The organism is Aeromonas sp. QDB56 (assembly GCF_027705505.1).
Lineage (GTDB): Bacteria > Pseudomonadota > Gammaproteobacteria > Enterobacterales > Aeromonadaceae > Aeromonas > Aeromonas caviae.
Genome location: NZ_JAPDBZ010000207.1, coordinates 1 through 2,444 on the forward strand (window position 1 = coordinate 1; position 2,444 = coordinate 2,444).

2 protein-coding genes are annotated in these 2,444 nt (G+C 55.7%); one reads left to right on the forward strand and one right to left on the reverse strand.

Annotated elements, in window-relative coordinates:
• Positions 1-223: hypothetical protein (locus tag OKB81_RS19465; protein WP_270805390.1), on the forward strand; the 223-nt coding region annotated here is incomplete at its 5' end.
• Between the two features lie 434 nt (positions 224-657).
• Here OKB81_RS19465 and OKB81_RS19470 read toward each other — a convergent pair.
• Positions 658-1,899 (reverse strand): tyrosine-type recombinase/integrase, encoded by a 1,242-nt coding sequence (locus tag OKB81_RS19470; protein ID WP_182859744.1) that lies wholly within the window; start codon positions 1,897-1,899, stop codon positions 658-660.
• Positions 1,900-2,444: the final 545 nt, after the last annotated feature.

The following is a 2,444-nucleotide window of genomic DNA, read 5'->3' on the forward strand; positions in this document are numbered from 1 at the left end:
ACTGTGCTCGGTGATTGATCCGGGAGATCAGATCACCACTTGGCTAGATAGTTCCCCGATTTGTGCAACAAGGCCGCAGCTGACCCAAACGATGTTCACTGGCGTGGGGGAACAGGTCGGTGATGCCCAACTGTTCGGCCAGCTTTCGCAGTTTTCTGTCGTTCTTGTGATTGAGAAACTCCGGATCCAGCCAGTATTGCTGGCTGCGGTGCTCTATCGGTAAATAACTGAGGCGTTGATTGAAATCCCGTTGCAGGGTGCGCACGGTGACGTTGTACTCGGTGGCCAGATCACTCAGGTGTAGCCTCTCACCGCTGTACAGGCGGGTGAGGAGCATACCGAGGCGCTGAGCAATCTTGTCGTGTTCGTGCATACCATCACAGAAGGGAAATAACCGTGTCGCGGATTATCCAAACAGGCCGCGACACGGCGTGACGAATTGGCTGGCAGGTAGTTTTTCGCAAAACCCATCATCGGCGATGGGCTTTTGTCATCAGGTGAGGTTTTTTTTTATCAACCGGCGAGGAGCGGTTGAGAAGGCTCATAAGCCACGACAGATTTTGTGTAGCGGTTTGTCGGGACGGTCGCTGAAAACGGATCATTGGGCTGCTAAACAGCGATATCGGTATCTCACCACTGGATGAGATACCGACATACCTAGCTGGCCTGAACCCACTCGCCCTCTTCGGGAAGCGGCAGCGGCTTGGATGGTACAGAGCTGGTCAGGGCATCATGGATGCAGTTGGCTATTTTCTGGCTGGTCTGCTGCATCCGAGTGTTATGCAGGTGAGCATAACGCAGTGATGTTTGACTGCTCCGGTGCCCGAGCTGGGATTGCACATCAAACAGGGTGCCGCCGTTGGAGACAATCAGTGCCGCAACCGAATGACGACAGGTATGCAGGCAAACCCCCTCCTTATCTATACCGGCTCGCGCCAGCATCCGCTGAAAACCCTTGGTGGGATTTTGCAATGGCTGCCCTTGCCGCTTGCCTGGAAACAGGTAGGGATTTCCCTGTGTTACCGGTAAGTAGTTCAACAGCTCCACCGCCATATGGTTCAGGTGCAACACACGGCTATGGCCGTTCTTGGTGTGGGGAATATATAGGGTCTTGTCCTCCTTGTTGTAGTGCTGCCATTTGGCCCTTGCCAGCTCGGCCCGGCGCAAGCCGGTGAGCAGCAACATCTTGACGTACTGACCGGTATAGAAACTCTCATGCTGATCTGCAGCCCGGAACAGGCGACGGATTTCATCTGGGGTGAAGTAGCGTTCGCGCCGATTGTTCTCTCGCAGCAACGACACCAAGGCTGCTGGATTGTCCTTGATAAGCCCGGCACGGGCTGCCCAGGTCATGATGGCCTTGAGCAAAGCTAGGACGCGATTGCAGGTGGCCGGAGTGAGGCGCTTGAGCAACATCTGTTGCATGTTCTGGATGCGGGTAACGGTGATTTCCTCCGGGATCAGATTGCCGAAGATTGGCCGTAGGTGATTACGGAAGCGATGTTCATCCGTCTTCCAACTGCGATTTCGCGATTGCAGATAGGGGAGATAGTCCTCCTGAAACAAATTGCTCAGGGTCTTCTGGTTGCGCTTGTCCTCCTTGGCCTGCTGTGGGTCAACGCCTTCGGCGATCTTGCGTTTGTAGTCGAGCGCCAGCTTGCGAGCCACGCTGACATCCAACGTTGGATAGTGCCCGAGGGCAATGGCCCGCTTGCGGCCATGTATTTGATAACGCAGCAGGAACTTGCGACGCCCCTCCCCTTTGCCAACCAGACAGCGCAGACCGGTCACTTCGATATCGGAATACTCCGCTTCGGTACTGCGAGCGTCATCGGGGTTAGGGGGCAGATCGGCAATCCGCCGATTGGTGAATTTAAATCGGGTAGGTGTTTCGTTCATGGTTCGTTCCTCAACATGTGAGCTGATTAGACACGGCATAGGCCCCCTTTGCTGTTGAAAGGAGGTCCAATACCCGTCTCTGGCTTGGCGATCAAAATGGTCGTTGCTCATCGCGCCTTGGCCTGGTTGGCCCGGCACGATGACAACGCGGGAAAGGTGAGTGAACAGATGGCCGCCCCGGTCGCTACCCGGTCCGATCCCGTAAAAATGCTACCGAGCCCCGTGTCCGCCCCGCACAAACGGGGGGAAACGGGGCGCGTTTTTCCCTTTGAGTGATTAGACTTTTCCATCTCAACCCCGTGAACCCGCGAAATTTGCGGAAAAATGGGTGAGTTAATGAATTGGTCGGGTTGCCCCGCATATTCACGGCGAGCCCCGTGCCCGCCCCGCACAAACGGGGGGAAACGGGGCGCGTTTTTCCCTTTGAGTGATTAGGCTTTTCCATCTCAATCCCGTGAACCCGCGAAATTTGCGGAAAAATGGGTGAGTTAATGAATTGGTCGGGTTGCCCCGCATATTCACGGCGAGCCCCGTGCCCGCCCCGA